This is a genomic window from Pseudooceanicola sp. LIPI14-2-Ac024 (assembly GCF_042188925.1).
Classification (GTDB): Bacteria; Pseudomonadota; Alphaproteobacteria; order Rhodobacterales; family Rhodobacteraceae; genus Pseudooceanicola.
Genome location: NZ_CP170102.1, coordinates 2393950 through 2417104, shown reverse-complemented (window position 1 = coordinate 2417104; position 23155 = coordinate 2393950). Strand labels below are relative to the sequence as shown.

Here is a 23155-nt window from a genome sequence, read left to right as displayed (position 1 = left end):
GATTGGCAGTGCGAGACTCGTGCCGTGATCGTCTTGCGCCAGCCTTACGGCGCGATGCGGCCAACAGCCCCGTATCGCGGCGTCGAGCCCGCGATTACGATGCAGCCATGCGACTTCTCGTGATCGAAGATACGGCAGACCTTGCCGCTGCCATCAGGACCTACCTTGTCACGGCAGGTCATGCCGTCGACCTCGCCGGGGATTGCGGAATGGCGCGAGCCTGCCTTGACGTGACCGATTATGACGCGGTGGTTCTGGACCTCGGCTTGCCGGACGGGTCCGGCCTGTCGCTGCTGCGCGAGCGGCGCCGTGCCGGGGACCGGACCCCGTTCATCATCGCCACGGCCCGGGACCAGATCACCGACCGGATCGAGGGCCTCGATGCCGGGGCGGACGATTACGTGATAAAGCCTTTCGACCTCGGCGAGTTGGCGGCGCGGCTGCGCGCCCACGCACGGCGGGCCGAAGGCGAGCCGAGTGCCATGATCGACCTCGGCGCGCTCAGGATCGACCGGGCGCGGGCGCGGGTCTGGCGCGACGGCGGCGAAATCCGCCTGACGTCGCGCGAATGGGCCGTCTTCGATGCGCTGCTGGCGGCGCGTGGCCGGGTACTGTCGCGCGCCGCGCTTGAGGAGCGCCTGTACGACTTCGACGCCGAGATTTCCGGCAATGCCGTCGAGGTCTACATCTCGCGCCTGCGCGGAAAGCTCGGCAATGCCGTCATCGAGACGCGGCGTGGTCTGGGCTATCAGCTGCCATGACATCCTGGTCCCTGACACGGCGCCTGACACGGCGCGTACTTCTTGGCGTGGCGGCAGGCTGGCTGATCAGCCTCGCCATCGGACTCTTCGTCATCGCGCACGAGATGGACGAATTGCTGGACCAGGCCCTGGCGGAACAGGCGGGTATGCTGCTCTCCGTTGCCGGCGCCGATGCCGACCTGCCGCCGTTGTCCGGGGAGTTGGCGGTCCGGGTCCTGGGTGTTGGGAGGCACGACGAGGCCCCCTGGCCCGACCTCGTGAGGGACGGGCACCACGAAATCGCGGGCTGGCACGTCGCGAAAGCGACGGACCCGGCCAGCGGCCTCTCGGTGGAGCTCGGGCAGTCGAACGCATGGCGCCTGCACGAAATGTTCGAGGGCGTGCGGGCCTTTCTGATGCTGATGGTCATCCTGCTGGTTTCGCTCATGCTGATCGTCCGCCGCACCGCGATTCAGGCGCTACAGCCCGCGCGCCAGTTAGCGGCGAATATGGAAACGCGCGATGCGGCAGATCTGTCGCCGATGGCGGCAGAAGGCTTGCCGAGCGAACTTGAACCCATTCCGCAAGCTCTGAACGCCTATCTCGCGCGGATCGATGCGCTTCTGTTCAGTGAACGCCGTTTCGCATCGGATGCCGCGCACGAATTGCGGACGCCGATTGCGTCAGCCCGCGCACAGGCGCAGCTCATCGCCGAGGGGAAGGCCGACGCGGATGCGCCTCGGCGCCTGTCCGCGGCTCTGGAGCGCCTGGGCCAGCTCGTTGAACGCCTGCTTCAACTTTCGCGCGCCGAGGCCGATCTGCGCTCGGCCGGGAAGACCGCGGATCTTGTAGGCGTGATCCGCCTTCTGCTCGAGGAGTCGGGGCTTGGCCAGGTGCGGTTCGACGACCACGACATCGAGACGGCCATGATCCGAATGGACCCCGACTTGTCCGCGATCCTCCTGTCGAACCTCCTGTACAACGCCGTGCAACATGGGATCGGCCCGGTACGCATTGAGCTGCAACCGGGCCCGGTGATACGTGTCGACAACCCGGTGGGTGACGGGGCCGATTTCCATTTCGAACGCTTTGAGAAGGGCAGGCAGTCCGCGGGGACCGGGCTCGGTCTCGCCGTTGTCCGTAGCATCGCGGCCCAGCACGGGCTCCACACCGAATTCGCGATTGCCGACGGGCGCGCGCGGGTGACTGTCGACTTCACGACGCTGGCGCGTGCGGCCGCGGGATCAGACGAGTTCCGCGCCGACGGCAGCGACCCACGCGAGATTGGCGAGGATCAGCAGACCCACGGCCAGTGAGCCGAGGTCCTTGGCGTGCTTGGCCTCCTGCGACCAACCGGGTGAGATGCGATCCGTCAGCACCTCGATCGCCGTGTTGAGCGCTTCGACCGCCAGAAGGAGAAGAAACAGGATTGCCGCGACAAGGACCTGAACGCCCGAGGCGCCCGCGAGGAACAGCACCGCCGCTCCGATCGCGCCGCCCAGGAATTCCAGCCGCGCTGCGCTTTCCGCGGTCAGCCTCCGGAAACCCGCAAGGGAATATCCGGCCGCGTCCCATGCATGCATGATCCCGCGTCTCGGAGTTGGTACGCGGTCTGCGATGAAGTCTTCCGATCGCTCCGACATCACGCACCCTCCACCGGGCGGCAGCCGGCCGTCAGGTCAAGAGGGTCGCTGCGGACTTCGGTCTCCACGTCGAGCAGCCCGAGCACCGTGTGGAACAGGTTGTCGTGGCTTGCCGGCCGACCCGCGAGACCTGCCATGCAGGTGCCATCGAGTCCGAGCGCGCTTTCAAACCCTTGCGACAGCCACATGACCATCGGCACTTTTGTCTGCTGCTCGGGCGCCATGAAGGACGGAGCGGCATGCAGGTAGAGGCCGTTTTCGCCCAGCGACTCGCCGTGATCAGAAAGGTAGAGCATCGCGGGGGTCACCCCGTCCGCCTCCGAAAGGATGTCCAAGGCCCCGGAAAGGACCCGGTCGGTCTCGCGAATGGTGTTGTCGTAGGTGTTCACGATCTGCTCGTTGGAACAATCGCTGAATGACGCGGTCCGGCAGTCCGGCAGATAGGCCGCAGCCTCGGGCGGATAGCGCAGGTAGTAGGCCGGGCCGTGGCTGCCGATCATGTGGAGGACAAGAACCGTGTTCCGGGTGATCTCGGCCGCCTGTTGCCGGATCAGCGGCAGGAACACCGCGTCGGTGCATTCTCCCTGCGCACAGGCCGCTTGGTCGAGCGTTGGATCGATTGTTTGCCAGCCGGTCCGCTCAGCGACCTTCTGGTCGCCGGTGTTGTTGTCCCACCACTTCACGTCGAAGCCGGCATGGCCAAGCACGTCCAGAAGGTTTTCTGACCCGAGGAATGCCTCGTGCTCATATTCCTCCGAGTTGAGCGGAGAGAACATGCAGGGCACCGACACGGCGGTCGAGGTCCCGCAGGCCGTCACGTCGGTGAAGGCAATGACCGGGCGGCGCGCAAGCTCCGGAGTGGTATTCCTGTCGTAGCCGTTCAGCCCGAAGTTCTGCGCACGGACGGTTTCCCCGACGAAGAGGACCAGCAGCACCGGCTTCTCGGCCGCTTCGAGAAGGGGGCCGGGTTGCGCATCGGTGCCATAGGGCTTTGCTTCGATCGCCACGGTCGGGATCTGCGCCTTCGCGAACCGCAGAACCGCGTTGAGCGTCGCGCCAGGCTGATAGGACCCCATCAAGTCGTGATGTTCGCGAAGCGCCGCCGAGTAGGCCTTGTAGTCCGTGAGCACGAAGGCGACGGTCAGCGATGCGGTGACGGCGATGCCAACGGGCCACCGCCACACCTGGTGCCACAGCGGGCGCCTCGCGATCCGCGGCCAGAAGACGAGTGCCGCTGGCAGAACCCCGGTCAAACCTATGCGCAGCAATGCGTCGGCCGTGATCAGGTGCCGGCTTTCGGCGACCGTCGTCTCGAACACGTTGCGCACCATCTCGTCGTCGATCAGAACGCCGAAGGCGCTTTCGTAGTAATGGGCGACCGCGGCGACAAGGATCAGCAGCGCGGCCACCGGCTTCTGGAGCGGGCCTGGGCCGAACAGTTCGAGAAGGAGAAGTGTCAGCGTCCAAGTCCCGGCTGCGAAGCAGCCCCAGACCAGCGGCTGGCCCTCGAAGAGGTTCACCAGCCGATGCCAGAACCCGGTGTTGAGCACGATCATCACGTAGCTCGCGACGATCACGTTCAGTCCAAGCCGGGACACTCGCGGGCGGGGATACCCGGCGCGCTCTGATGGGGTCATTGCAGGCTGCTCTCGTTCGAATGCCCCGGCCCGGGGCTGCGGCCTGAAGCTGCCCTCGAAATCTTACGCCTGCCTTACGGGGCTTGGTGCTTGTAGATGGACGTGTACGGCCTGCGCATTTCGAAAGGGTGCGCACTTACGCGGGGCGTTGGAACGCGGCTGCACTTTGTAACGCGCGTGGCGAAGGGTTCAGTGCAGCGCCACGCTGGGCCCGGCTTGATCGGCAGCTATTGGCCGGTTGCGCCGCTTAGGAAGGGGGCCAGGAAAGCGGTCGTTCGCCGAGTCTGGCACGAAGGACCGCTATGGGCCGGAACCACTACTTAGTCTGTTCGGAGCGAGCGGCAGGAAGTTCCGTACTGGGGCACCTTCCGGTGCTCGGCAACCACCCGTCTGTGAGCTTCAGATCACGACCTCGCCGCCGATCCGAGGTGTCCGGTCGGGTGCGGATCATCCACACCGTCTCTCCGTCGTTCACTTGCGAACAGCACGACGTAGAGCACCGGAGCCGCGATAAGTGTCAGCACGGTGGCGAAGGCAAGTCCGCCCATGATCGTCACTGACATCGAGGCAAAGAAGGAATCCGTCAGCAACGGCGCCATGCCCAGGATAGTAGTCGCCGCAGCCAGACCGACGGGGCGCAGGCGCGAGGTCGAGGCCTGTTCGACCGCCCGGTCGAAGGGCACGCCTTCAGCCCGGACAAGGTCGATCTCCTCGATCAGGACGATGCCGTTCTTGATCAGCATGCCCGACAGCGACAGCAACCCCAGCAACGCGGTGAAGGAGAAGGGCAGGCCGGTGACAAGCAGCCCGATTACTGCGCCGTTCACCGCCATCGGCACCAGCAGCCAGATGATCAGCGGCTGACGCAGGCGGCCAAACAGCAGGATCGAGATCAGCACCATGGTGAGGAACGACAGCGGCAGCTGTTTCGCGAGGTTGCCCCGCGCCTTGGCGCTGTTCTCGAACTCTCCGCCCCAGATCATCTCGTAGCCAAGCGGCATCTCCAGCGCTTCGACGGCAGCGACGATCTGGTCGCGGGCCTCAGTCGCGGTGGCGCCGGGGGCAAGGTCGGCCTCGACGGTGATGGTTGGCACCCGGTTGCGGCGCTGGATCAGGCTGTTCTGCCGGTCGATCTCGAACCCGTCGACAAGCTGGGCAACCGGCACGTAATCCCCGGAGGCGTCCGACCAGACGATCTGGTCCTCGATCCGGCTCGGTGCGCCGGGCTCCCTGCTCAGAAGGACGACGGGGATCTGCCGGTCGCCTTCGCGATATTCGGTCACCGTCACGCCGTCGGTCGCCATCAGCAGCGCCTCGGACAGGTCGGTGCGCAGCACGCCCGCGTTCTGCGACCGCTCGGTCGCATAGAGCGGGACGATCACCGGTTCCCATTCGCGCCAGTCGGCGCGCGGATTGCTCAGCAACGTGCCGTCCGAGACCATGATACCCTCGACCTGTTCAGCCAGTTGGCGCAGGACAACCGGGTCCTGTCCCGAGATCCGCACCTCGACCGCGGCGCCGCTGTTCGGACCGAAGGCAAGCTGCTGGGTGCGGAATTCGCCGGTGAGCATCGCCGCCTGAGCGAAGGCCTCCAGCTCTTGGCGCAGCGCCGCGATCTGCTCCATCTCCGCAGTCCGGATGATGACGTGGCCGTAGGAGGGCATCCCCTCCTCGGGCGAATAGGTCAACATGAAGCGTGCGGCGCCGCCGCCCGCAAAGGTCGAGACGTCGGTGACTTCCTCGCGGGCGAGCAGCCAGTCCTCGACCTGTTCAAGGTCGGTCTGCACCGCGTCGATGCTGCTGCCCTGCGGCAGCTTATAGTGGACATAGAGGAGGGGCGCGTCGGAATCGGGGAAGAACTGGTTCTCGACCTTGGTGAAGCTCCAGAAACACGCCGCGGTCAGCACGACCAGCGACGGCAGCACGACCCAGCGGGCCCGGATCGCGCCGCGCAGCGCCTTGCCATAGGCCCGGAAGAGGGCGCCGCCGTACTGGTCGCCATCGCCCCGCGTGTCGCGCTTGAAGACGTAGTGCGCCAGCAACGGCGTGACGGTCAGGGCCAGCAGCCAGGACAGGAGCAGCGAGATCCCGATCACCGCGAAGAGCGAGAACAGGAATTCCCCGGTGGAATCCGGCGACAGGCCGATCCCCGCGAAGGCCATGATGCCGATCACCGTCGCGCCGAGCAGCGGGGTCTGCACCCGGAGCGATGCCTCGTCCGCCGCCTCGCGCGAGGTCCGCCCGGCCAGCATCTTGAGCTGCATCCCCTCGGCCACCACGATGGCATTGTCGACCAGCATCCCCATGGCGATGATCAGCGCCCCGAGCGAGATGCGCTCCATCTCGAGACCGAAGATGGCCATGAAGAACAGCGTTCCCACCACGGTCAGCAGCAGCGTGGCCCCCACCACCACGGCGGCCCGCCAGCCCATGAAGACCGCCAGCACCACCACGACGATCACCACCGAGGCCACGAGGTTGACGATGAAGGCGCTCGACGCCTTGTCCACCACCACGTGCTGGCGGTAGATCGGGTGCAGGTCAACGCCCTCGGGCAGGGTCTCGGCCAATTGGGCGAGGCGGGCATCCACGCGGGTGCCGATCTCGACGATGTTCTCGTCCGAAGTGCCGGCGACGGCGATCGTGAATGCTTCTTCGCCGTTGTGGCGGATCACCTGCTGCGGCGTCTCGTCCCGGGTGCGGTGCACCTCGGCGATATCGACCAGCCGCAGGATGCGGTCCCCGGCGCTCACCGTCAGCTCGGCCAGCGCCTCCACGCTGTCGGTCCCCGAGGGCATGTCGAGCCGCAGGCGCATGTCGCCGGTCGATGTCGCGCCCGAGCGGGTGACACTGGCGGCGCTGCGCAGCTGGCCGATGATCGCATCGGGCGAGATGCCGAGGTTGGCGAGGATCGCCATGTCCGGCACGACGTAGATTGCCTCTTCCGGCAGGCCCCCCAGCGTCACGTCCGACACGCCGTCGACGGTCAGCAGGTCGCGGCGGAGGTAATTGGCGATCTCGTGTATCTCAGCATCCGAGAAGCCCGGCGCGGTGATAGCGAAATAGAGCCCGTAGACATCGCCGAAACCGTCGTTCACCTGTGGCGCCATCGCGCCGTCCGGCAGGTCGCCCGCCGCATCACTCGCCCGGTTTCGCAGCTTGTCCCAGACCTGCGGCAGGTCCTTACCATTGACCGTGGTGTCGATGGTCACCGAGATGCGCGACAGGCCGGGCTTGTTGGACGAGGTTACCTCGTCCACTTCCGCCATCTGCTGGATGGCGGTTTCGAGCGGTTCGCTTACCTCCCGGGCCACCTCGGCCGCCGAGGCGCCAGGATACTGCGTCGTCACCACCGCTTGTTTCAAAGTGAAGGCAGGGTCTTCCAGTCGCCCCATTGTGGCATAGCCCCAGATCCCGCCACCGAGGCAGAACAGGATCAGCAGCCAAGTGATCAGGGCGGAATCGATGGAGCGCCGTGCGATGTTCATGGCTCAGGCCCCGTTGCCGATCAGGCCGGTGTAGCGGCGCACCTCGGTCCCCGCCGCCAGGCCCGCGGCCCCGGCGGCGACGATCTCGGTCCCGGCTGGCGGGCCGTCGTGCAGGCGGAAGGTCCCCGAGGGCCCTGGCGCAATGGTCACAGGGTGCCGGCGCAGGGTTCCGTGATCGGCGTCTGTGCCGGCCTCGAAGATCAGCACCTCGGGCGTGCCATCGGCCGCGAAGCGGACGGCCGATATCGGGAGCAGAGGCTCGGACCGTGCCGCCGGGCGCGTGAGCCGCAGAGTGACCGTCGCCGAGGACCCTGGCAGCAACCGGTCCGGCAACGGCCCGTCGAAGGTGAAGGAGAGGCTGTAGGTCTGTCCGACCGGAGAGGCCTCGGCCGTGATCTCGGAGAACTCCAGCGGCACGGCGGGTTCGTTCCCGATCAGTTCGGCCTCGGCCGCAATCGCAGCTTCGCGGCCGACTTGCCTGAACAGCACTTCGGGCACTTCGATCGTGACCTGAAGCGCGCTCATGTCATGCACGCGAACGACCGCCTGCCCCGCGCCGACGGTTGCGTATTGTTCCGCCAACTGGCTGGAGACCAGCGCGTCGAACGGCGCGATGAGGGTTGCATCCTCAAGCGTGTCGAGCGCGGATTCATAAGAGACCTCGGCCAGTTCAACCTTTGTCCTCTGCGCCTCGATGCTGGCCTGGGGCACCACGTCGCGACCCAGTTCCTCACTCCGCGCGAGATCCCGGTGCGCCTGCGCCAGGTCTGCCCGGGCTTTCGCGACGTTGCGCTCGAAGGTGGTGGTGTCGAGGCGCGCCAACACTTCGCCGCCGGCCACGAACTGCCCCTCTCGGGCCGCGAACTCGGCCATCTGGCCCCCGGCCTGGAAGGCGAGATCCACAGTGCTTTTCGCCGCGACCCGGCCAAAGAACTGCCGCTCGATCAGCGTTTCTTCAGCCTTGATCGTCATCAGTTTCACGGGCCGGATATTCTGCGAGGCTTCTTGTGACAGGACCGGTCCTGCGGCCAACAGGGCCGCGACGAAAGCGACGGGTGTTTTCATGGTTGAAGCTCTCTCAGAGGTGCATGCCGGTGCGGCCGTAGGTGATAAGGAGGGCGCCGCGTTCGCCCAGCTGGCGCGCGGTGTAGGCCTCGGGGTGGGCGATCCAGAGGCGCAGCAGCGAGAGAAAGGCGCCGATGAAGAAGTGCAGTGCGATTTCGCGGTCGTCTGGGCCCGGCCAGGGTTGGGCCGGTTCGCGCGCTTCGGTTTCTATGATGAAGCGTTTGAAGTGGGCGAGGAAACGCTCCTCGACCATGCGCGGCTGGCTGCTGCTGAGCAGGGCGCGCATGCGCGGGTCCTTGGCGCCGATCTGTTCGAAGATCCACGTCATCAGGCGTTGTGCGCGGCGGTGTTTTTCTTCGTCCGGCACCAAGGGGCCGGGCCTTGGCGCCACGGTGTTCAGCTCGTGTTCGAGGCGGGTCAGCACGTCGTCGAGGTAATCATCAAGCACCGCCTGGACGCTGCCAAAATTCGCATAGAACGTCACGCGGCTCACCTCGGCAAGCCGGCAGAGCTCGTCGATGCGGATGTCGCTCAGTCCCGACTCGGCGAGCATGTCGCGGAGGGCGGCCTGTATCTTTGCGCGGCTTCGGGTGCGTCTGGGGTCCATGTGCCGCAACCAAGCAAAAACCTTACACGTGTTCAACAAGATTCTTTACACGAGTTCGTTAGTTCCGTGGGGAAGATTGCAGCAAGGACAAGTTGTCCGTCGTGCTTCATCGCAACATGTGGATCGTACGCGGGTGTGAGACGCGCTGTCTGTTGGCAAGATAGGAGAACGCGAATTCCAGGTCGGCGGCCTGTGCAAATTCGCACAATGTCACTTACACCCGAAGAGCGCCTGTTCAGAAATTTATGAAAAGCGACGTGCAATGATCTAAAAACGACATGGTTTGCCTCTCGAAGTCACAGCGTCGTGAATGGCCTCGGTCGGGAAATTTTGCGCGGTATCGGAATTAAGATTATGAAATAAAATGTAAAATTAGTTATCACTTCTTGGGCGTGGCTCAGATTTGGCCCCACCAAGGCGTTCTGTGCGCATCCTTGAAGAATTCGGGCGGGTTCGCCAAATCTCGATCAGTCGAGGACACGAATGGTCGGTTCTCGCAATCTAAGGATGATGGATATGAACCTCGCAACTTTCGCTTCAACCGCGCTGACCACCCTGCTGCTCGCCGGATCGGCAATGGCCGCGACCCCGGCACCCCAGGACCCCAACATTCCGACCCGCGAATACCAGGTCGCGGTCGTTTCGACCCAATCGACGTCTGGCGAGTCGATCCAATACGCCTCCGAGGACGTCCTTCCTGAACGCGATCGCACGATCATTGGGCAAGACACCGTGACGGCCTACAGCTTCGGAAACGATGCGCCGGAGGCCTCGATCCAGTCCCCCGGAGCCGACTATCGCTGACGAGTTGAAGCTATCGGCGCATTACAAAATCAGCATTTGCAGACGCTTCGATCGCTGGACGAAGCGTCTGCAGATTGTCCGGCGCGCAACACAGGCGTCGACAGCATGGAGACAATTGCGTTTCGCGATATCAACTTGCGACGGACGACTGACAAGAGCGCCATGACATCGCTTCTGTGCTCAATCGCAGAAGGTAAGATCAGGGCCCGGCAGTTCCTACCCGAGGACGTGCTCGGTAGTGCATTGTTCGACGAGGTGGAAATTCGGGCGGCGTTGATTGAGGGCGGCGCGAACGTCGCGTTGAGTGCTCGCGACATCTCAAGGATGACTGGATGGAAGGCTGATTGCGTGTCTCATTGGTGCGCCAGCGGTCTCATACGGGCAGGACGAGGCCGCATCGGAGCGATCGACGCGTGGCTCATCGAGCCAGCCGCTCTCGCGGAATTCCAGGCGAGTTACTTTGTGCTTTCGGACGTTGCGGCGAGAAACGGCACATCCTCGCGCGCTCTGATCCGAAAGCTCGCCGCCTACGATATCGATACGGTTGGTGCGATGTCGGTCGGCAAGACGTCCCGGGGGCATCTGCTGCCCGTTTCGGCGTTGGGGAAGCTGATCTTCTCGGCGTCACCTGGTTCGACTTGAGTTTAGCTGAGCTGCATGTGGTGAAGTTCCCAAGAACGCGCCGATAGTAGTTTCAGCGCCGAGAGGACCCGCCCCATGGTCATGATCGAACGGAAGGCCGCGCATCCTCCACGGCCACTTCGTGAAACCGGCTCCAGCAGTGTCACGGGGCGATCGAGTCCGGTGGTCGTCGCCCACCTTGGAAAAGGGTCTTGTATTACACGTCGGCCGGACAAGGGGGGGCGAAATTTTCCCTGTGCTGAGCTACGGACGGACCCCCGAAGTAAATGGGTTTAATGCTGGCGAGTCGGAAAAAATATGTTAGACTACAGCCAGTTCCAGGGGCCTCTGGTCAGGCCATCGAAGCGACGCAATACTTCGGGTGATTTGCGAAATGTTATGAGCAAATTGAGCGAAAAGTATTGGGCGCGTGCATCGCGAATTTCACAATGAAATCAATGACGGCAGCGAACCGTTGCGCGCGGTACTACAGGCCACTGCGGTCCGGCTGACGAAATGCATGACGCGCCCCTCGGGGCGCGTCATTGCGTTTGGGGTGCGGCGAAAGTTATTGGGATCAGGTGGTTACGGTGGTGGGCCTGATCTGCCGCGGGAGCTCACACGACCACCAGAGGCGCAGAGATGCCGAACTCCGCTCCAGTCGATACCGGCGTCGCGAACCTGTCTTGAGGGAGGGAATTTGACCCCGGGAAGGGTGGAGGCGAGTACCGGAATCGAACCGGTGTGCACGGATTTGCAATCCGCTGCGTAACCACTCCGCCAACTCGCCAGAGTGGTGCCGTGATTAGGTACCTGCGGGGATATCGTCAAGCGAATAACGCGGGGCGGGTGGTTGCCCGGCGGTCAATGCACGCGGGCGTGGGTGCGGACCATGCGGCGGACGCGTTCACCGGTGAAGTCGCCCTTGGACCAGATCGCGCGGACATGCGCGGCGCGGGCCTTGTCGAACATGAAGGGCGTCGGCCAGTCGCTGACCAGAACCACCGGCACCCGCGCCCAGGTGGGATGGGTGGCCAGTTCGCGCAGGAACTCTGTTCCGGTGCCGTCCGGCAGCATGTTGTCGAGAAAGAGGATGTCGATGTCCGCACCGCCGAGATGGCGGCGCGCCTCTGCCAGCGTGGTCGCCATGATCACCCGGGGCGCGGGATGCAGGTGCGCCAGGACGCGGGTCATCATCGACTGGTCGAACCGGGTGTCTTCAACGATCAGGCAGACGGGGCCATGAGGGTCCATGCGGGCATTCCGGGCAGTCCGTTGACGCGACGTATCCCAGAAATCCCTTATTGAATCCTTAACCTGCGCAGGGCTATCGCTGGAACTGCCTCTTGTGATGTCGGCAGGCCGCGATCCTTGTCCTGTGCGGCAGAACGAGCCTTGCGGCCGTTGCCGCCCTCGGGCATCTGTGGCACAAGCAGAACGAAACTGAACAGAAGAGTTTGGTCATGGCAGACTTCGCTGCACGCCGGTCGACGATGGTCGACACCCAGGTTCGCCCGTCGGACGTCACCAAGTTCCCGATCATCGACGCGATGCTGACGGTCCCGCGCGAGATTTTCGTGCCCTCGGAAAAACGCGAGATGGCCTATCTCGGCGAGAATATCGACCTCGGTGGCGGGCGCGTCCTGCTGGAGCCGCGGACGCTGGCCAAGATGCTCGACGTGCTGGATATCCAGGGGGACGAGCTGGTGATGGACCTGGGCTGCGCCCAGGGCTACTCGGCCGCCGTGATCGCGCGGATGGCCGAGGCGGTGATCGCCGTGGACGAGCCCGAGCGACTGGGATCGGCGCAAGACCTTATCGGCCAGATCAACGCCGACAACGTCGTCCTGCACGAGGCCGCCCTGACCGAGGGTGCGGCGGAACACGGCCCCTACGACGTGATCGTGATCGAAGGCGGGGTCGCGCAGCTGCCGGACGCGCTGCTCGACCAACTGAAGGACGGCGGGCGGATCGCCTGCCTGTTCATGGAAGGCGCGCTTGGCGTGGTGCGGGTCGGCTACAAGATCGACGGCCACGTGAGCTGGCGTTTCGCCTTCAACGCCTCGGCGCCGGTGCTGCCGGGGTTCGAGAAACAACAGGCATTCGCCCTCTGACCAGGGCCGACAAAAAGAGCAGCGTAGCGAGGCAGGACAGATGAAACGAAACACACTGGGGCTTGCCGGAACGGCGCTTGCACTTGGCCTGACGCTGACCGCCCCCGCCGCCCGGGCCGAAAGCCTGGCCGCCGCGATGTCGTCGGCCTACGAAACGTCGGACCTCCTGAAACAGAACCGTGCCCTGCTGCGCGCCGCGGACGAGAACGTGGCGCAGGCGGTGTCGGCCCTGCGGCCGATCATCCAGTGGAGCACCAGCGTCTCGCAGCAGTTCAACGACGTGTCGAGCTCCTCGAGCGGGTTCACCCAGGTGACGTCGAAATCCGCCGCCGCCTCGGTCGAGCTGTCGGCAAGCCTGCTGCTGTTCGATTTCGGCGCCTCGCGGGTCGATGTCTCGATCGCCAAGGAAAGCGTGCTGAGCACCCGGTACTCGCTGATCGCGGTGGAGCAGCAGATCCTGCTGCGCGCCGTCTCGGCCTACTTCGAGGTGATCCGCGCCACCGACACCCTGTCCCTGCGCCGCAACAACGTGCGGGTGATCGAGCAGGAACTGAACGCCGCCCAGGACCGGTTCGAGGTGGGCGAGGTGACGCGTACCGACGTGTCGCTGGCCGAGGCCGCGCTGGCCGCCGCGCGCAGTGCGCTGGCCGCCGCCGAGGGCGCGCTGGACCAGGCCAACCTGGAGTACCGCATTGCCGTCGGGCATTCGCCGAGCAACCTTCAGGCGCCCCGCAGCCTGCCGTACATCCCGGCCAGCGAAAGCGCGGCGATGCAGGCGGCCGCGGCCGCGCATCCCAGCGTCCTGGCGGCGCAAAAGGATGTCACCGTTGCCGAGCTGAACGTGCAGGCCGCCGACCTCGCGCTGATGCCGTCGGTGAACCTCAGCACCTCGTACGGGATCACCGAGAACCTGAACAACTCGGGTTATTCCAAGGGCCTGACCATCGGCATCGGCGCCTCGGGCCCGATCTACTCCGGTGGCCGCATCTCGTCGCTCCAGCGGCAGGCGATGCAGAACCGCGACGCCACGCGCGAGAATCTCTATGTCGTCGTCGACGACGTGCAGCAGAACGCCGGCACCTCCTATTCGAACGTCCTCGTCTCGCGTGCGAGCAAGGTCGCAAGCCGCCAGCAGGTCTCGGCCTCGCAAGTGGCGTTCGACGGCGTCCGCGAAGAGGCGTCGCTGGGCGCGCGCACCACGCTCGACGTGCTGGATGCCGAGCAGGACCTGCTCGAAGCGCGGACGGCGCTGGTTTCGGCCGAGATCGATGAATATCTGAGCGCCTACCAGCTGCAGGCCGCCATGGGCCGTCTGACCGCCAAGGCGATGAACCTTCCGGTGCAGATCTACGACCCGGCCGCGTACTACAACATGGTCGACGATGCGCCGGCGGGCCTCAGTTCGCGCGGGCGGCAGCTCGACAAGGTGCTCAGAAGCCTCGGCAAACAGTAAAACTGACGCTATCTGTTGTCGGATTTCGCGTGGCGCTGTATCGTTCCGTTGGGGCGAGAGTGGTAGTCGAAAAGAATGTCTGATCCGGTGACGAACGTGCAGATCGAGGATGTCCTGTCCTCCATTCGAAAGCTTGTTTCCGAGGAAGTGCGCGCGCAGACGCGTCCGCGCGCCGTGGAGACGGTGGCGAAACAGCCCGAGGCAAGCGACAAGCTGATTCTCACCCCGGCGCTTCGGGTGCCGGGGGACGACGCCTCCGGATCGGCCGAGGCCGAGTATGGCGGGGCCGATGCGTCCGAGGACCTTTCCTTCGACATCGACGCCTTCAGCCGCGAACTGGACGAGGACGCGGCCGACGAGGCGGATGCCGGGGACGATGACCTGATCGAGGGTGCCGGGGACGCGGACGATGCCGTGGCAGAGGCCGCGCCGCTCGACCTCGCGCGGTTTGCCCGCGCGGTCGAGGCGACCGACGACTCCGCCGAGGATGAGGCCGAAGGGGCCGATGCCCCCGAACAGATGATTCCCTCTTTCCTGCGGTCGCGCGGCCGGACGCTCAGCGACCGGATCGTGGACGTTCCGCAGGTCGAAGAGGTCGAGGCGACCGCCTGGGAAGACCACGATGCCGCCGACAGCGATGTCTGGGCCGAAGCTGGCACCCCCGAGGCCGAGGACCAGGGCGACGCCCCCCTCCTCGACGAGGAAATGCTGCGCGACATGGTGGCCGAGATCGTCCGGCAGGAGCTGCAGGGGGCCCTGGGCGAACGGATCACCCGCAACGTGCGCAAGCTGGTGCGGCGCGAGATCCAGCGTGCGCTGACGGCGCACGACCTGCTCTAGGCGCGGACCTCTTCCGCCAGCGACAGGATCTTCTCGAGGTCGAGGTGCGATGCGAGGTGCGCGGCCAGCGCGTCCAGCGTTGCCTCCACCCCTGACTCGTAGGCCACCGATGACGTCGTGCCGGCGGCCGAGAGCCATGCCTTGCGGAACCCGTCGGCGGCAAAGAGCCCGTGCAGGTAGCATCCCTGCACCCGCCCGTTGGCCGAGGCCGCGCCCTCTGGCCGTCCGTCGATCTCGAGCCAGGCGCGCGCGCAATCCGGCCCCTCGGTGTGGCCGAGGTGGATCTCGTACCCCTCCAGCGCCTCGCCACTGGCCGGGTGCACCGCGTTCGACAGCGCCACGCGCTTGGCCGGCTTCATCACCGTCGTGACGTCCAGCAGGCCCAGGCCCTGTACCGCGCCCGGCGTGCCCTCGATCCCCTCGGGGTCCGCGATCTCGCGTCCTAGCATCTGGTAGCCGCCGCAGAGGCCCAGAACCCGCCCGCCGCGCCGCACGTGGGCCTGCAGGTCGATGTCCCAGCCCTGCGACCGGAAGGCGGCGAGGTCGGCGATGGTGCTCTTGGAACCGGGCAGCAGAACGAGGTCCGCATCGCCGGGCAGGGGGCGGCCGGGCTCGATGATCTGCACGCTGATGCCCGGTTCTGTGGCCAATGGGTCCAGGTCGTCGAAATTCGCGATCCGGGGCAGGCGCGGCACCGCGACCTTGAAACCGCCGCCGGGGCGGGAGGCGACGTCCATCACGTCCTCGGCCGGCAGGCGCCAGGCATCCGCGAACCAGGGCACGATCCCCAGCGACGTCCAGCCGGTGTGATCCCGGATCGCGGTGATGCCGCCGTCGAAGAGCGTGGTGTCGCCCCGGAACTTGTTGATGGCGAACCCCTTGATGCGCGCGGCGTCCGCCGATGCCAGCACCGTCTTCGTGCCGACCAGCTGTGCGATCACGCCGCCCCGGTCGATGTCGCCCACCAGGATGACCGGCACGCCGGCGGCCTCGGCAAAGCCCATGTTGGCGATGTCGTTGGCGCGCAGGTTGACCTCGGCCGGGCTGCCGGCCCCCTCGACCACGATGAGGTCACAACCGGCGGCAAGGCGGTGAAAGCTCTCCAGCACGCGGTCCATCAGCGTGGCGCGGACGGCCGCATAGTCGCGCGCCGCCACGGTGGTCAGGCGGCGGCCCTGTACGATCACCTGTGCGCCGGTCTCGCTTTCGGGTTTCAACAGCACGGGGTTCATGTCCACCCGCGGGGCCACCCGCGCGGCACGGGCCTGCAGCGCCTGTGCGCGCCCGATCTCTCCGCCGTCCTCGGTCACGGCGGCATTGTTCGACATGTTCTGCGGCTTGAACGGACGCACCCGTAGCCCGCGATCGGCAAAGGCACGGGCAAGGCCTGCGACCAGCAGCGACTTGCCCACGTTCGAGCCGGCACCCTGGATCATGATGGCGCGTGCGGTCATGCGGTCCTCACGAAAAAGACGCGCCCCCGGGGACTGGGGGCGCGTCTTTCATGGCAGGAATACTGCGGCGTGTCAGGCGGCTTCGGCCTGTTCGGCTGCATGACGGCGTTCGCTCTCTTCGCGCGACAGCGCGACCGAGGTGCGGACACCCTTGGACACGAATTCCATCAGCCCGTTCACGACACGTTCGTTCGGGTCGATGCCGGCGCAGCTCAGCACTTCGCGGCCATCGCGGGACCGGGCCCAGCGAGCGATCTGCTCCGGACCGTTGCCGTATTTCTTGTCATCCGCAATGGCGTCATCGAGCGCGGCCAGAACAACTGCGGCAAAGAGCTTGCGCGCCCGGTTGCCTTGCTCGTTGTTGAATGCCGTGCCGTCCACGAAATCTTTCATAGTTCGTCCTTTTTATTGCTCTTGCGTTTCAGGCTCGGGGCGACATATGGCAAAACTGTGACGATTCGGGTAGCGCACAAAAACATGCCTGTCATGCGCTTGACGCATATCTAAGGCGCTGATGATCCCGGATGTCGGTCTTATTGCCTCGGCCACAGGGCGGATATATAGGTCTGCGATGAATCCGATCAAGCAGTGCCCGAGGGAATGGTATGCCCAAGATTAACGGAAACGAGATCCGGCCCGGCAACGTGCTGGAGCACGACGGCGGCCTCTGGGCTGCGGTCAAGGTCGACCACGTCAAACCCGGCAAGGGCGGTGCCTTTGCCCAGGTCGAGATGCGCAACCTGCGCACGGGGTCGAAATTGAACGAGCGCTTCCGCTCTGCCGACAAGGTCGAGCGCGTGCGCCTGGAGCAGAAAGATCAGCAATTCCTCTATGAAAACGATGGGATGCTGGTGTTCATGGACGCCGAGACCTACGAGCAGATCGAGCTTCCGGCCGACCTGCTGGGCGAACGCCGCCCGTTCCTGCAGGACGGCATGACCATCGTGGTGGAGTTCCACAACGACGAGGCGCTGAATGCCTCCCTGCCGCAGAAGGTGACCTGCAAGATCGTCGAGACCGAACCGGTCGTCAAAGGCCAGACCGCGGCGAACTCGTTCAAGCCCGCGGTGCTCGACAATGGGGTCCGGGTGATGGTGCCCCCCTTCGTCGGCGAGGGTGAAGACATCATCGTGAACACCGAGACGATGGAATATTCCGAACGCGCGTGACGTGAGGTTATGCGGAAATTGCAAAGCCGGGCCCTCGGGTCCGGCTTTTTTCGTGCCCGTCGGTCGGCGGTGCCCTGCCGATACGAAAGGATAGGTCTGCGGCTTTCCGCCGGTCGAACTGTTGCGCGGGAGCCTCAGAAACCGAGGTCGCGCAGGAGTTGCTCAACCATAGGGCGGTAGGTCGCCCCAAAATTGTGCAGATGCACCAGCGCGGGCCAGAGCGTGTAGACCGCGCGGCGCGATTCCCAGCCCGGATCCAGCGGCCCGTATGCCTCTGCAAAGCCCGCGCCGGGGCGGCCGAAGAGGTGCAGCATCGCGAGGTCGACCTCGGCGTGGCCGTGATAGCAGGCCGGGTCGATCAGGTGGACCGTGCTGCCGGGGCCGAACAGCAGGTTGCCCGACCAGAGGTCGCCGTGCAGCAGCGACAGGGCGGGTACGGCAGGCAGCATGTCGGGCAGGCGGGTGCAGAGCGCCTCGATCCGCCGGGCGAGGTCGGGGGGCTGCGCTTCGGGGGCCGCCAGCAGGCGCCGGTCCGACCAGAATGTCGGCCAGTCGTCGGCGGGCGCGTTCGGGATCGGCATCGCGCCGAAGGCATAATCCTCGGGCCAGCCGGGTGTCGCGGCGGTGTGATCGTGGAGCTGCCGCAGCATGTGACCGGCGGTGGTCCAGGCGGCGCCCTCGGGCCGCGTCTCGGGCAGGTGGGTCAGCAGCATCAGCCCGGGTTCGGCATGCAGGACCTCCGGCACCGCCGCGCCGGCCAGCGCCAGCGCCTTCAGCATCCGCGCCTCGGCCTCGACCCGGGGGCCGGACTTTGCCACCACGCGACGGCCGTCCGACAGCGTCGCCACCTCGACCCGCGAGAGGTCGCCGCCCTGCAGCGGCGAAAGGTCCGTCACGTCGGCCCCGAGGGCGGTGGCGATCCGGGCGTTCAGGGTCACTCCAGCCGCGTCACGACCGCGTCGCCCGCCCGCATCTCTCCGGTCGCGCGGTCGAAGCGGAGGTAGGCGATGGCCTCGTCACCTGCACGCGTGTGCAGGGTGCCCGCGGGCTTGCCGTCGGCCGTGATCTCGTCGCCCGGGGCGGCATCGCCCGACACGGCCACCCGGACCAGACCCTTGCGCAGTTCGGTCTTGTGCCGCATCCTGGCGGTGACCTCCTGCCCGACATAGCAGCCCTTGCGGAAATCCACGCCGTTCAACCGGTCGAACCCGGTTTCCAGGATGAAGGTATCGGGCGTCAGTTCCTCGCCCGTCTCGGGGATCAGGTTGGCCACCCGGAGGGCGGCCCAGTCGGTGCCGTCGTCGCCCTCGTCGGCGCCATAGAGCCGCCAGCCGAGCGCGGCGCTGCGCGGGTCGGTCACGGCACCTTCGGGCGCGGGGCCGGTGCCGCGCTGCACCTGGATGTCGGTCGCCGCGATCTGCACGTCGGCGCGCAGCTTGTACATGGTCAGCCGCTGCTGCACCTGCGCCGCCAGCGCGCTGTCGAGGTCGAGCAGCACGGCGTCGCCATCGGCGACGAGGAAGAAGTCCGCGATGAACTTGCCCTGCGGCGTCAGCAGGGCGGCATAGACGATCCCGTCGGTGTCGAGCTTGCGCACGTCGTTCGTCACCAGCCCTTGCAGGAAGTCGCGGGTGTCGCCGCCGGTCAGGCGGAGGATGGTGCGGGGCATGGGAACCTCTTGTCTTGCGCGTAGTGACCTTCAATATAACCGCCCGATCCAGCGACAACAGGGGGTGCCATGCGCGCGCCGATCTCGGTCATCATCCCGACACTCGACGCGGCCGCGGCCTTGCCCGGTTGCGCCGCCGCCCTGTTCGAGGGGTTGCAGGCCGGGCTGATCCGCGAGGTCGTGGTCAGCGACGGCGGTTCGGCGGACCGGACGCGTGAGGTGGCGGGTGAGCTTGGCGCGACTTGGGTCGAGGGTCCACCATCGCGTGGGGGGCAGCTGGCCCGGGGCGTGGCGGCGGCGTCCGGGCCGTGGCTGCTGGTTCTGCATGCCGACACGCAGCTGGCGCCCGGTTGGTCCGAGGCCGCGGTATCCCATATGCAGACGGGCGACGCAGGTTACTTCCGCCTGGCCTTTGCCCGCGGCGGCTGGCGGGCGCGGGGCGTGGCGGGCTGGGCAAATGTCCGGTCGCGGCTGGCGGGGCTGCCCTATGGCGACCAGGGGATGCTCCTGCCGCGCGACCTTTACGACGCGGTTGGCGGCTTCCCCGATCAGCCGCTGATGGAGGACGTGGCGCTGGCGCGGGCCCTGAAGGGGCGGCTGCGGGCCATCGCGGCCACCGCCGTCACCTCGCCCGAGCGGTACGAGGCGGCGGGCTGGCTGCGGCGCGGGACCCGCAATCTGGCGACGCTCACGCGCTATCTGCTCGGGACTGATCCAGAGACGCTGGCGCAGGCTTATCGCCGTCGCTGAACTGCAGCGCGTGCAGCCGGGCATAGACCCCGCCGCGCGCCAGAAGTTCCTCGTGCGTGCCGCTGTCCACCGCCTGCCCCCTGTCCATCACCACGATGCGGTCGGCATTGCGTACGGTCGACAGCCGGTGCGCGATCACCAGCGTGGTGCGGCCCTGCGACAGGTCCTCCAGCGCCTCCTGCACGACCCGTTCTGACTGCGCGTCGAGGGCCGATGTCGCCTCGTCCAGCAGCAGGATCGGCGTGTCGCGCAGCAGGGCGCGGGCGATGGCGACCCGCTGCCGCTGGCCGCCCGACAGGGCGGAACCGCGCGGGCCGACCGGGCTGTCGATCCCGTCGGCAAGCTGGGGCAGGAAATCGGTCACGTGGGCGGCGTCGAGCACCTCTTTCAGCCGCGCCTCGCTGACGTCGGTGCGACCCAGCAGGATGTTTTCCCGCAGCGTGTCGTCGAAGAGCGCGGCGTCCTGCGACACGGTCGAGAAGAGCGATCGCAGGTCGGCCAGGTCGAGGTCCGACACCCGCGTGCCATCCAGCGTCACCTCGCCCGAGGCCGGATCGACCAGCCGGGTCAACAGGTTGAAGACCGTCGACTTGCCCGCCCCCGACGCGCCGACCAGCGCCGTCGTCTGCCCGGCCTTGGCTGTCAGGGTCAGCCCGTTCAAAACCTGCGTGTCGCCATAGGACAGCCGCACGTCGCGCAGCGCGATCTCGGGCGGGCCCGCGGGTGCCGGAAGCGGGGTGGCGGGCGAAAAGACGGTGGGCGCGGTGTTCATCAGGTCGCGGATCCGCTCGATCGCCGCTGCTGCCACTTGCCATGCGCCGGTCATCGAGCCAAGGCGGCGCAGCGGGTCGAAGGCGAGGCCGATGGCGGTGAAGAAAGACATGAACTGACCGACGGTCTTTTCGCCCGCGATGATCTCGCCCCCGCCGTAGATCAGCACGCCGAGGAAGCCGACACCGGCCATGATGTCGACCATGCCCGACATCAGCTCGGACCCGAAGGTGGATCGCACCTCGGCCTTCACCAGGTCGTCCGACAGCTCTTCGAAGTGCCTGGCCTGGTATTCCTCGATCCGGTTCAGCTTGACCGGGACGATGCCGTGGAACACCTCGTCCAGCCGGGTCGCGAGCCGGGCGCCAAGGTCGCGCGCCTCGCGCGCGCGGGCGCGGGTGAAGCGCTGGACCGCGAAGGAGGGCAGCACCAGCAGCGGCGCGCCGACGCAGGCGATCAGCGTCCAGAGCGGATCGACAGAGATCGCGACGCCCAGCAGGACGATCAGCGCGATCAGGTCGCGGCCCATGGTGGTCATGATCTTGGTCAGGATTTCGGTGGTCGCGGTGACGTCGGACTGCACCCGCTGGATCAGGAAACCCGGCGGATGGCCCTGGTGGAATTCACCGTCGAGCCGCATGAGGTGGCGCAGCAGGTCGCCGCGCAGGGTCACCGCCGCGCGGAACCCGGCGCGGGCCAGCAGAACCTTCTGCGCGGTGCCCGCGATGCCGCGGACCAGGAAGATGCAGAACACCACCGCACCGACCCAGGCCAGCGCCCCGGTATCGCCGGCGATGAACACCTGGTCGAACATCGGTTTCATCATGTAGCTGAGCGCGCCCATGGCGCCGCCTTCCAGCGCCATCAGGACAAAGGCGATCAGCAGGACGCCACGGTGCGGCCGCAGGTAGCCGCGCCAGAGCCAGGCGATCAACTCGCGGCTGGGGGCATGGTCGGGCATTGGCTGTCCTGTCCGTGGGGCGTTCCCGTCTGCTTAGGCGGCGGGCGCGCACGATGCAAGGATATGGCCCCCGTCTGTGCCCAGATGCACGCGGTTCGGCGTCCGGCGGCGATTGACCCTTCCCTGCCTTCGGCTAAAGCTGCGCGGGTTCTATTTTTCCGGAGTCTCCCCATGCCGCTTGCAGCAGGCCGTCCCTACCTCGCCATTCCCGGTCCGTCCGTCATGCCGGACCCGGTGCTGCAGGCGATGCACATCCCCTCGCCGAACATCTACGAGGGCGAGATCGACGATGTGATGCATTCCATCCTGCCCGATCTGAAAAGGGTCGCGCGGACCGAGTACCATGCCGCGATGTACATCGCGAACGGCCATGGCGCGTGGGAAGCCGCGCTGGCCAACATCGTGCGGCCCGGCGACAAGCTGCTGGTGGCGGTCACCGGCCGGTTCGGTCATGGCTGGGCCGACATGGCCGAGGGGCTGGGCGCCGAGGTCGAGCGGATCGACTTTGGCCTGAAAAGCATCATCGATCCCGCGCAGGTCGAAGAGGCGCTGCGGGCGGACAAGGATCAGAAGATCCGCGCGGTCCTGTTCAGCCATGTTGACACCTCGACCTCGCTACGCAACGACCCGCGTCCGCTGCGCAAAGCGCTGGACGCCACCGGCCACCCGGCGCTGCTGATGGCGGACTGCATCGCCTCGATGGGCTGCGACCGGTTCGAGATGGATGAATGGGGCGTCGATATCGCCGTCACCGGCAGCCAGAAGGGCCTGATGGTCCCGCCGGGGCTAAGCTTCATCTTCTTCAACGACAAGGCCAAGGCGGTTGGGTCGCAGACGCCCGGCGTCTCGCACTACTGGAGCTGGGCCGAGCGCCACGCCCCGCAGTGGCCCTACCAGTTCTTCGGCGGCACGTCGGCCACGCACCACGTCTTTGGCCTGCGCAAGGCGCTCGACATGATCCACGCCGAGGGGATGGAGAACATCTGGCACCGCCACGCCCGCCTGGCCGAGGCGATCTGGACCGCTTGCGAGGCCTGGGGGCAGGGCGGCCCGATGACGCTGAACGTCGCGGACCGGGCCAACCGCAGCCACGCGGTCACCGCGCTTGGCCTCGGGCCGGGGAACGGTCAGCGCCTGCGCGACTGGACCGAGCAGAACGCCGGGGTGGTGCTGGGTATCGGGCTGGGCATGGCGGAACGCGGCGATCCGAAGGGCGACGGGTTCTTCCGGCTGGGCCACATGGGCCACGTGAACGCGCACATGATCCTCGGGCTGCTCGGCGTGATCGAGGCCGGGATGCGCGCGCTCGACATTCCCTTCGGGGACGGCGCGCTGGCCGCCGCGGCCGAGGTCGTGTCGAAGGGCTGAC

At 66.4% G+C, this 23155-nt stretch carries 21 protein-coding genes and 1 tRNA gene; 10 read left to right on the top strand and 12 right to left on the bottom strand.

Annotated elements, in window-relative coordinates:
• The first annotated feature begins 107 nt into the window (after positions 1 to 107).
• Positions 108 to 761 carry a response regulator gene (locus ACE2AC_RS11730; protein ID WP_375687276.1) on the top strand — a complete coding sequence of 218 codons (654 nt, stop codon included), beginning with the start codon at positions 108 to 110 and terminating at the stop codon, positions 759 to 761.
• Positions 758 to 2056 carry a histidine kinase dimerization/phospho-acceptor domain-containing protein gene (locus ACE2AC_RS11725; protein ID WP_375687275.1) on the top strand — a complete coding sequence of 433 codons (1299 nt, stop codon included), beginning with the start codon at positions 758 to 760 and terminating at the stop codon, positions 2054 to 2056. The genes ACE2AC_RS11730 and ACE2AC_RS11725 overlap by 4 nt, the downstream gene beginning before the upstream one ends.
• Here ACE2AC_RS11725 and ACE2AC_RS11720 read toward each other — a convergent pair.
• From ACE2AC_RS11720 to ACE2AC_RS11700, 5 genes are all read right to left on the bottom strand, one after another.
• Entirely contained in the window at positions 1985 to 2323 is a 339-nt protein-coding gene (locus ACE2AC_RS11720; RefSeq protein WP_375687274.1) for a diacylglycerol kinase, read from the bottom strand. The two genes, ACE2AC_RS11725 and ACE2AC_RS11720, sit on opposite strands and share 72 nt — an antisense overlap.
• Before the next feature lie 59 nt (positions 2324 to 2382).
• Complete coding sequence (locus ACE2AC_RS11715; RefSeq protein WP_375687272.1) at positions 2383 to 3960, bottom strand: phosphoethanolamine transferase; 1578 nt, start codon at positions 3958 to 3960, stop codon at positions 2383 to 2385.
• A 464-nt stretch (positions 3961 to 4424) separates the two neighbouring features.
• Positions 4425 to 7508: an efflux RND transporter permease subunit gene (locus tag ACE2AC_RS11710; protein WP_375687270.1), complete on the bottom strand. Its 3084-nt coding sequence runs from the start codon at positions 7506 to 7508 to the stop codon at positions 4425 to 4427.
• A 3-nt stretch (positions 7509 to 7511) separates the two neighbouring features.
• The gene (locus ACE2AC_RS11705) at positions 7512 to 8573 is read right to left on the bottom strand and encodes an efflux RND transporter periplasmic adaptor subunit (protein WP_375687268.1); all 1062 of its coding nucleotides are present in this window, start codon (positions 8571 to 8573) and stop codon (positions 7512 to 7514) included.
• Between the two features lie 13 nt (positions 8574 to 8586).
• Positions 8587 to 9180, bottom strand: coding sequence for a TetR/AcrR family transcriptional regulator (locus ACE2AC_RS11700; protein WP_375687266.1), 594 nt, complete (start codon positions 9178 to 9180; stop codon positions 8587 to 8589).
• A 516-nt stretch (positions 9181 to 9696) separates the two neighbouring features.
• Between ACE2AC_RS11700 and ACE2AC_RS11695 the strand changes: the two genes are divergently transcribed.
• Together ACE2AC_RS11695 and ACE2AC_RS11690 are read left to right on the top strand one after the other, a co-directional pair.
• Positions 9697 to 9984, top strand: coding sequence for a hypothetical protein (locus ACE2AC_RS11695; RefSeq protein WP_375687264.1), 288 nt, complete (start codon positions 9697 to 9699; stop codon positions 9982 to 9984).
• 162 nt (positions 9985 to 10146) lie between these two features.
• A complete protein-coding gene (locus ACE2AC_RS11690) occupies positions 10147 to 10626 on the top strand; it encodes a hypothetical protein (protein WP_375687262.1) in 480 nt (159 codons plus the stop codon).
• Between the two features lie 695 nt (positions 10627 to 11321).
• Here the strand turns inward: ACE2AC_RS11690 and ACE2AC_RS11685 are convergent.
• Both ACE2AC_RS11685 and ACE2AC_RS11680 read right to left on the bottom strand, forming a co-directional pair.
• Positions 11322 to 11395: transfer RNA gene (locus ACE2AC_RS11685), tRNA-Cys, on the bottom strand.
• A gap of 74 nt (positions 11396 to 11469) precedes the next feature.
• Positions 11470 to 11859, bottom strand: coding sequence for a response regulator (locus ACE2AC_RS11680; protein ID WP_375687260.1), 390 nt, complete (start codon positions 11857 to 11859; stop codon positions 11470 to 11472).
• A 209-nt stretch (positions 11860 to 12068) separates the two neighbouring features.
• Here ACE2AC_RS11680 and ACE2AC_RS11675 point away from each other — a divergent pair, with 209 nt between their 5' ends.
• The 3 genes from ACE2AC_RS11675 (at position 12069) to ACE2AC_RS11665 (ending at position 15012) form a co-directional block, all read left to right on the top strand.
• Positions 12069 to 12719, top strand: coding sequence for a protein-L-isoaspartate O-methyltransferase (locus ACE2AC_RS11675; protein WP_375687259.1), 651 nt, complete (start codon positions 12069 to 12071; stop codon positions 12717 to 12719).
• A 40-nt stretch (positions 12720 to 12759) separates the two neighbouring features.
• Positions 12760 to 14172: a TolC family outer membrane protein gene (locus tag ACE2AC_RS11670; RefSeq protein ID WP_375687257.1), complete on the top strand. Its 1413-nt coding sequence runs from the start codon at positions 12760 to 12762 to the stop codon at positions 14170 to 14172.
• A gap of 75 nt (positions 14173 to 14247) precedes the next feature.
• Entirely contained in the window at positions 14248 to 15012 is a 765-nt protein-coding gene (locus tag ACE2AC_RS11665; protein ID WP_375687255.1) for a hypothetical protein, read from the top strand.
• Here ACE2AC_RS11665 and ACE2AC_RS11660 read toward each other — a convergent pair.
• Positions 15009 to 16466, bottom strand: a complete 1458-nt coding sequence (locus tag ACE2AC_RS11660; protein WP_375687253.1) for a cobyric acid synthase — start codon at positions 16464 to 16466, stop codon at positions 15009 to 15011. The two genes, ACE2AC_RS11665 and ACE2AC_RS11660, sit on opposite strands and share 4 nt — an antisense overlap.
• A gap of 72 nt (positions 16467 to 16538) precedes the next feature.
• Entirely contained in the window at positions 16539 to 16859 is a 321-nt protein-coding gene (locus ACE2AC_RS11655) for a DUF6280 family protein (protein ID WP_375687251.1), read from the bottom strand.
• 212 nt (positions 16860 to 17071) lie between these two features.
• Here ACE2AC_RS11655 and efp point away from each other — a divergent pair, with 212 nt between their 5' ends.
• Positions 17072 to 17635 carry an elongation factor P gene (gene efp, locus ACE2AC_RS11650; RefSeq protein ID WP_375687249.1) on the top strand — a complete coding sequence of 188 codons (564 nt, stop codon included), beginning with the start codon at positions 17072 to 17074 and terminating at the stop codon, positions 17633 to 17635.
• Positions 17636 to 17769: 134 nt separating this feature from the next.
• Here efp and ACE2AC_RS11645 read toward each other — a convergent pair whose 3' ends face one another.
• Complete coding sequence (locus ACE2AC_RS11645) at positions 17770 to 18573, bottom strand: fructosamine kinase family protein (RefSeq protein WP_375687247.1); 804 nt, start codon at positions 18571 to 18573, stop codon at positions 17770 to 17772.
• On the bottom strand, positions 18570 to 19304 hold the full coding sequence (locus tag ACE2AC_RS11640; RefSeq protein WP_375687245.1) for a YgfZ/GcvT domain-containing protein: 735 nt from the start codon (positions 19302 to 19304) through the stop codon (positions 18570 to 18572). The genes ACE2AC_RS11645 and ACE2AC_RS11640 overlap by 4 nt, the downstream gene beginning before the upstream one ends.
• Positions 19305 to 19373: 69 nt before the next feature.
• Between ACE2AC_RS11640 and ACE2AC_RS11635 the strand changes: the two genes are divergently transcribed.
• The gene (locus tag ACE2AC_RS11635) at positions 19374 to 20054 is read left to right on the top strand and encodes a TIGR04283 family arsenosugar biosynthesis glycosyltransferase (RefSeq protein WP_375687243.1); all 681 of its coding nucleotides are present in this window, start codon (positions 19374 to 19376) and stop codon (positions 20052 to 20054) included.
• Here the strand turns inward: ACE2AC_RS11635 and ACE2AC_RS11630 are convergent.
• Positions 19993 to 21786 carry an ABC transporter ATP-binding protein gene (locus ACE2AC_RS11630; RefSeq protein WP_375687241.1) on the bottom strand — a complete coding sequence of 598 codons (1794 nt, stop codon included), beginning with the start codon at positions 21784 to 21786 and terminating at the stop codon, positions 19993 to 19995. The genes ACE2AC_RS11635 and ACE2AC_RS11630 overlap by 62 nt on opposite strands.
• 171 nt (positions 21787 to 21957) lie before the next feature.
• Between ACE2AC_RS11630 and ACE2AC_RS11625 the strand changes: the two genes are divergently transcribed.
• Positions 21958 to 23154, top strand: a complete 1197-nt coding sequence (locus ACE2AC_RS11625; protein ID WP_375687240.1) for a pyridoxal-phosphate-dependent aminotransferase family protein — start codon at positions 21958 to 21960, stop codon at positions 23152 to 23154.
• Position 23155 lies beyond the last annotated feature (1 nt).

Excerpts from the sequence above, each read along its gene's own strand:
- ACE2AC_RS11640 (WP_375687245.1), bottom strand. The coding sequence starts at position 19,304 with ATGCCCCGCACCATCCTCCGCCTGACCGGCGGCGACACCCGCGACTTC.
- ACE2AC_RS11675 (WP_375687259.1), top strand. The coding sequence starts at position 12,069 with ATGGCAGACTTCGCTGCACGCCGGTCGACGATGGTCGACACCCAGGTT.
- ACE2AC_RS11705 (WP_375687268.1), bottom strand. The coding sequence starts at position 8,573 with ATGAAAACACCCGTCGCTTTCGTCGCGGCCCTGTTGGCCGCAGGACCG.
- ACE2AC_RS11665 (WP_375687255.1), top strand. The coding sequence starts at position 14,248 with ATGTCTGATCCGGTGACGAACGTGCAGATCGAGGATGTCCTGTCCTCC.
- ACE2AC_RS11730 (WP_375687276.1), top strand. The coding sequence starts at position 108 with ATGCGACTTCTCGTGATCGAAGATACGGCAGACCTTGCCGCTGCCATC.
- ACE2AC_RS11720 (WP_375687274.1), bottom strand. The coding sequence starts at position 2,323 with ATGCATGCATGGGACGCGGCCGGATATTCCCTTGCGGGTTTCCGGAGG.
- ACE2AC_RS11680 (WP_375687260.1), bottom strand. The coding sequence starts at position 11,859 with ATGGACCCTCATGGCCCCGTCTGCCTGATCGTTGAAGACACCCGGTTC.
- ACE2AC_RS11710 (WP_375687270.1), bottom strand. The coding sequence starts at position 7,508 with ATGAACATCGCACGGCGCTCCATCGATTCCGCCCTGATCACTTGGCTG.
- ACE2AC_RS11660 (WP_375687253.1), bottom strand. The coding sequence starts at position 16,466 with ATGACCGCACGCGCCATCATGATCCAGGGTGCCGGCTCGAACGTGGGC.
- ACE2AC_RS11625 (WP_375687240.1), top strand. The coding sequence starts at position 21,958 with ATGCCGCTTGCAGCAGGCCGTCCCTACCTCGCCATTCCCGGTCCGTCC.
- ACE2AC_RS11670 (WP_375687257.1), top strand. The coding sequence starts at position 12,760 with ATGAAACGAAACACACTGGGGCTTGCCGGAACGGCGCTTGCACTTGGC.
- ACE2AC_RS11690 (WP_375687262.1), top strand. The coding sequence starts at position 10,147 with ATGACATCGCTTCTGTGCTCAATCGCAGAAGGTAAGATCAGGGCCCGG.
- ACE2AC_RS11630 (WP_375687241.1), bottom strand. The coding sequence starts at position 21,786 with ATGCCCGACCATGCCCCCAGCCGCGAGTTGATCGCCTGGCTCTGGCGC.
- ACE2AC_RS11655 (WP_375687251.1), bottom strand. The coding sequence starts at position 16,859 with ATGAAAGATTTCGTGGACGGCACGGCATTCAACAACGAGCAAGGCAAC.
- ACE2AC_RS11700 (WP_375687266.1), bottom strand. The coding sequence starts at position 9,180 with ATGGACCCCAGACGCACCCGAAGCCGCGCAAAGATACAGGCCGCCCTC.
- ACE2AC_RS11635 (WP_375687243.1), top strand. The coding sequence starts at position 19,374 with ATGCGCGCGCCGATCTCGGTCATCATCCCGACACTCGACGCGGCCGCG.
- efp (WP_375687249.1), top strand. The coding sequence starts at position 17,072 with ATGCCCAAGATTAACGGAAACGAGATCCGGCCCGGCAACGTGCTGGAG.
- ACE2AC_RS11725 (WP_375687275.1), top strand. The coding sequence starts at position 758 with ATGACATCCTGGTCCCTGACACGGCGCCTGACACGGCGCGTACTTCTT.
- ACE2AC_RS11695 (WP_375687264.1), top strand. The coding sequence starts at position 9,697 with ATGAACCTCGCAACTTTCGCTTCAACCGCGCTGACCACCCTGCTGCTC.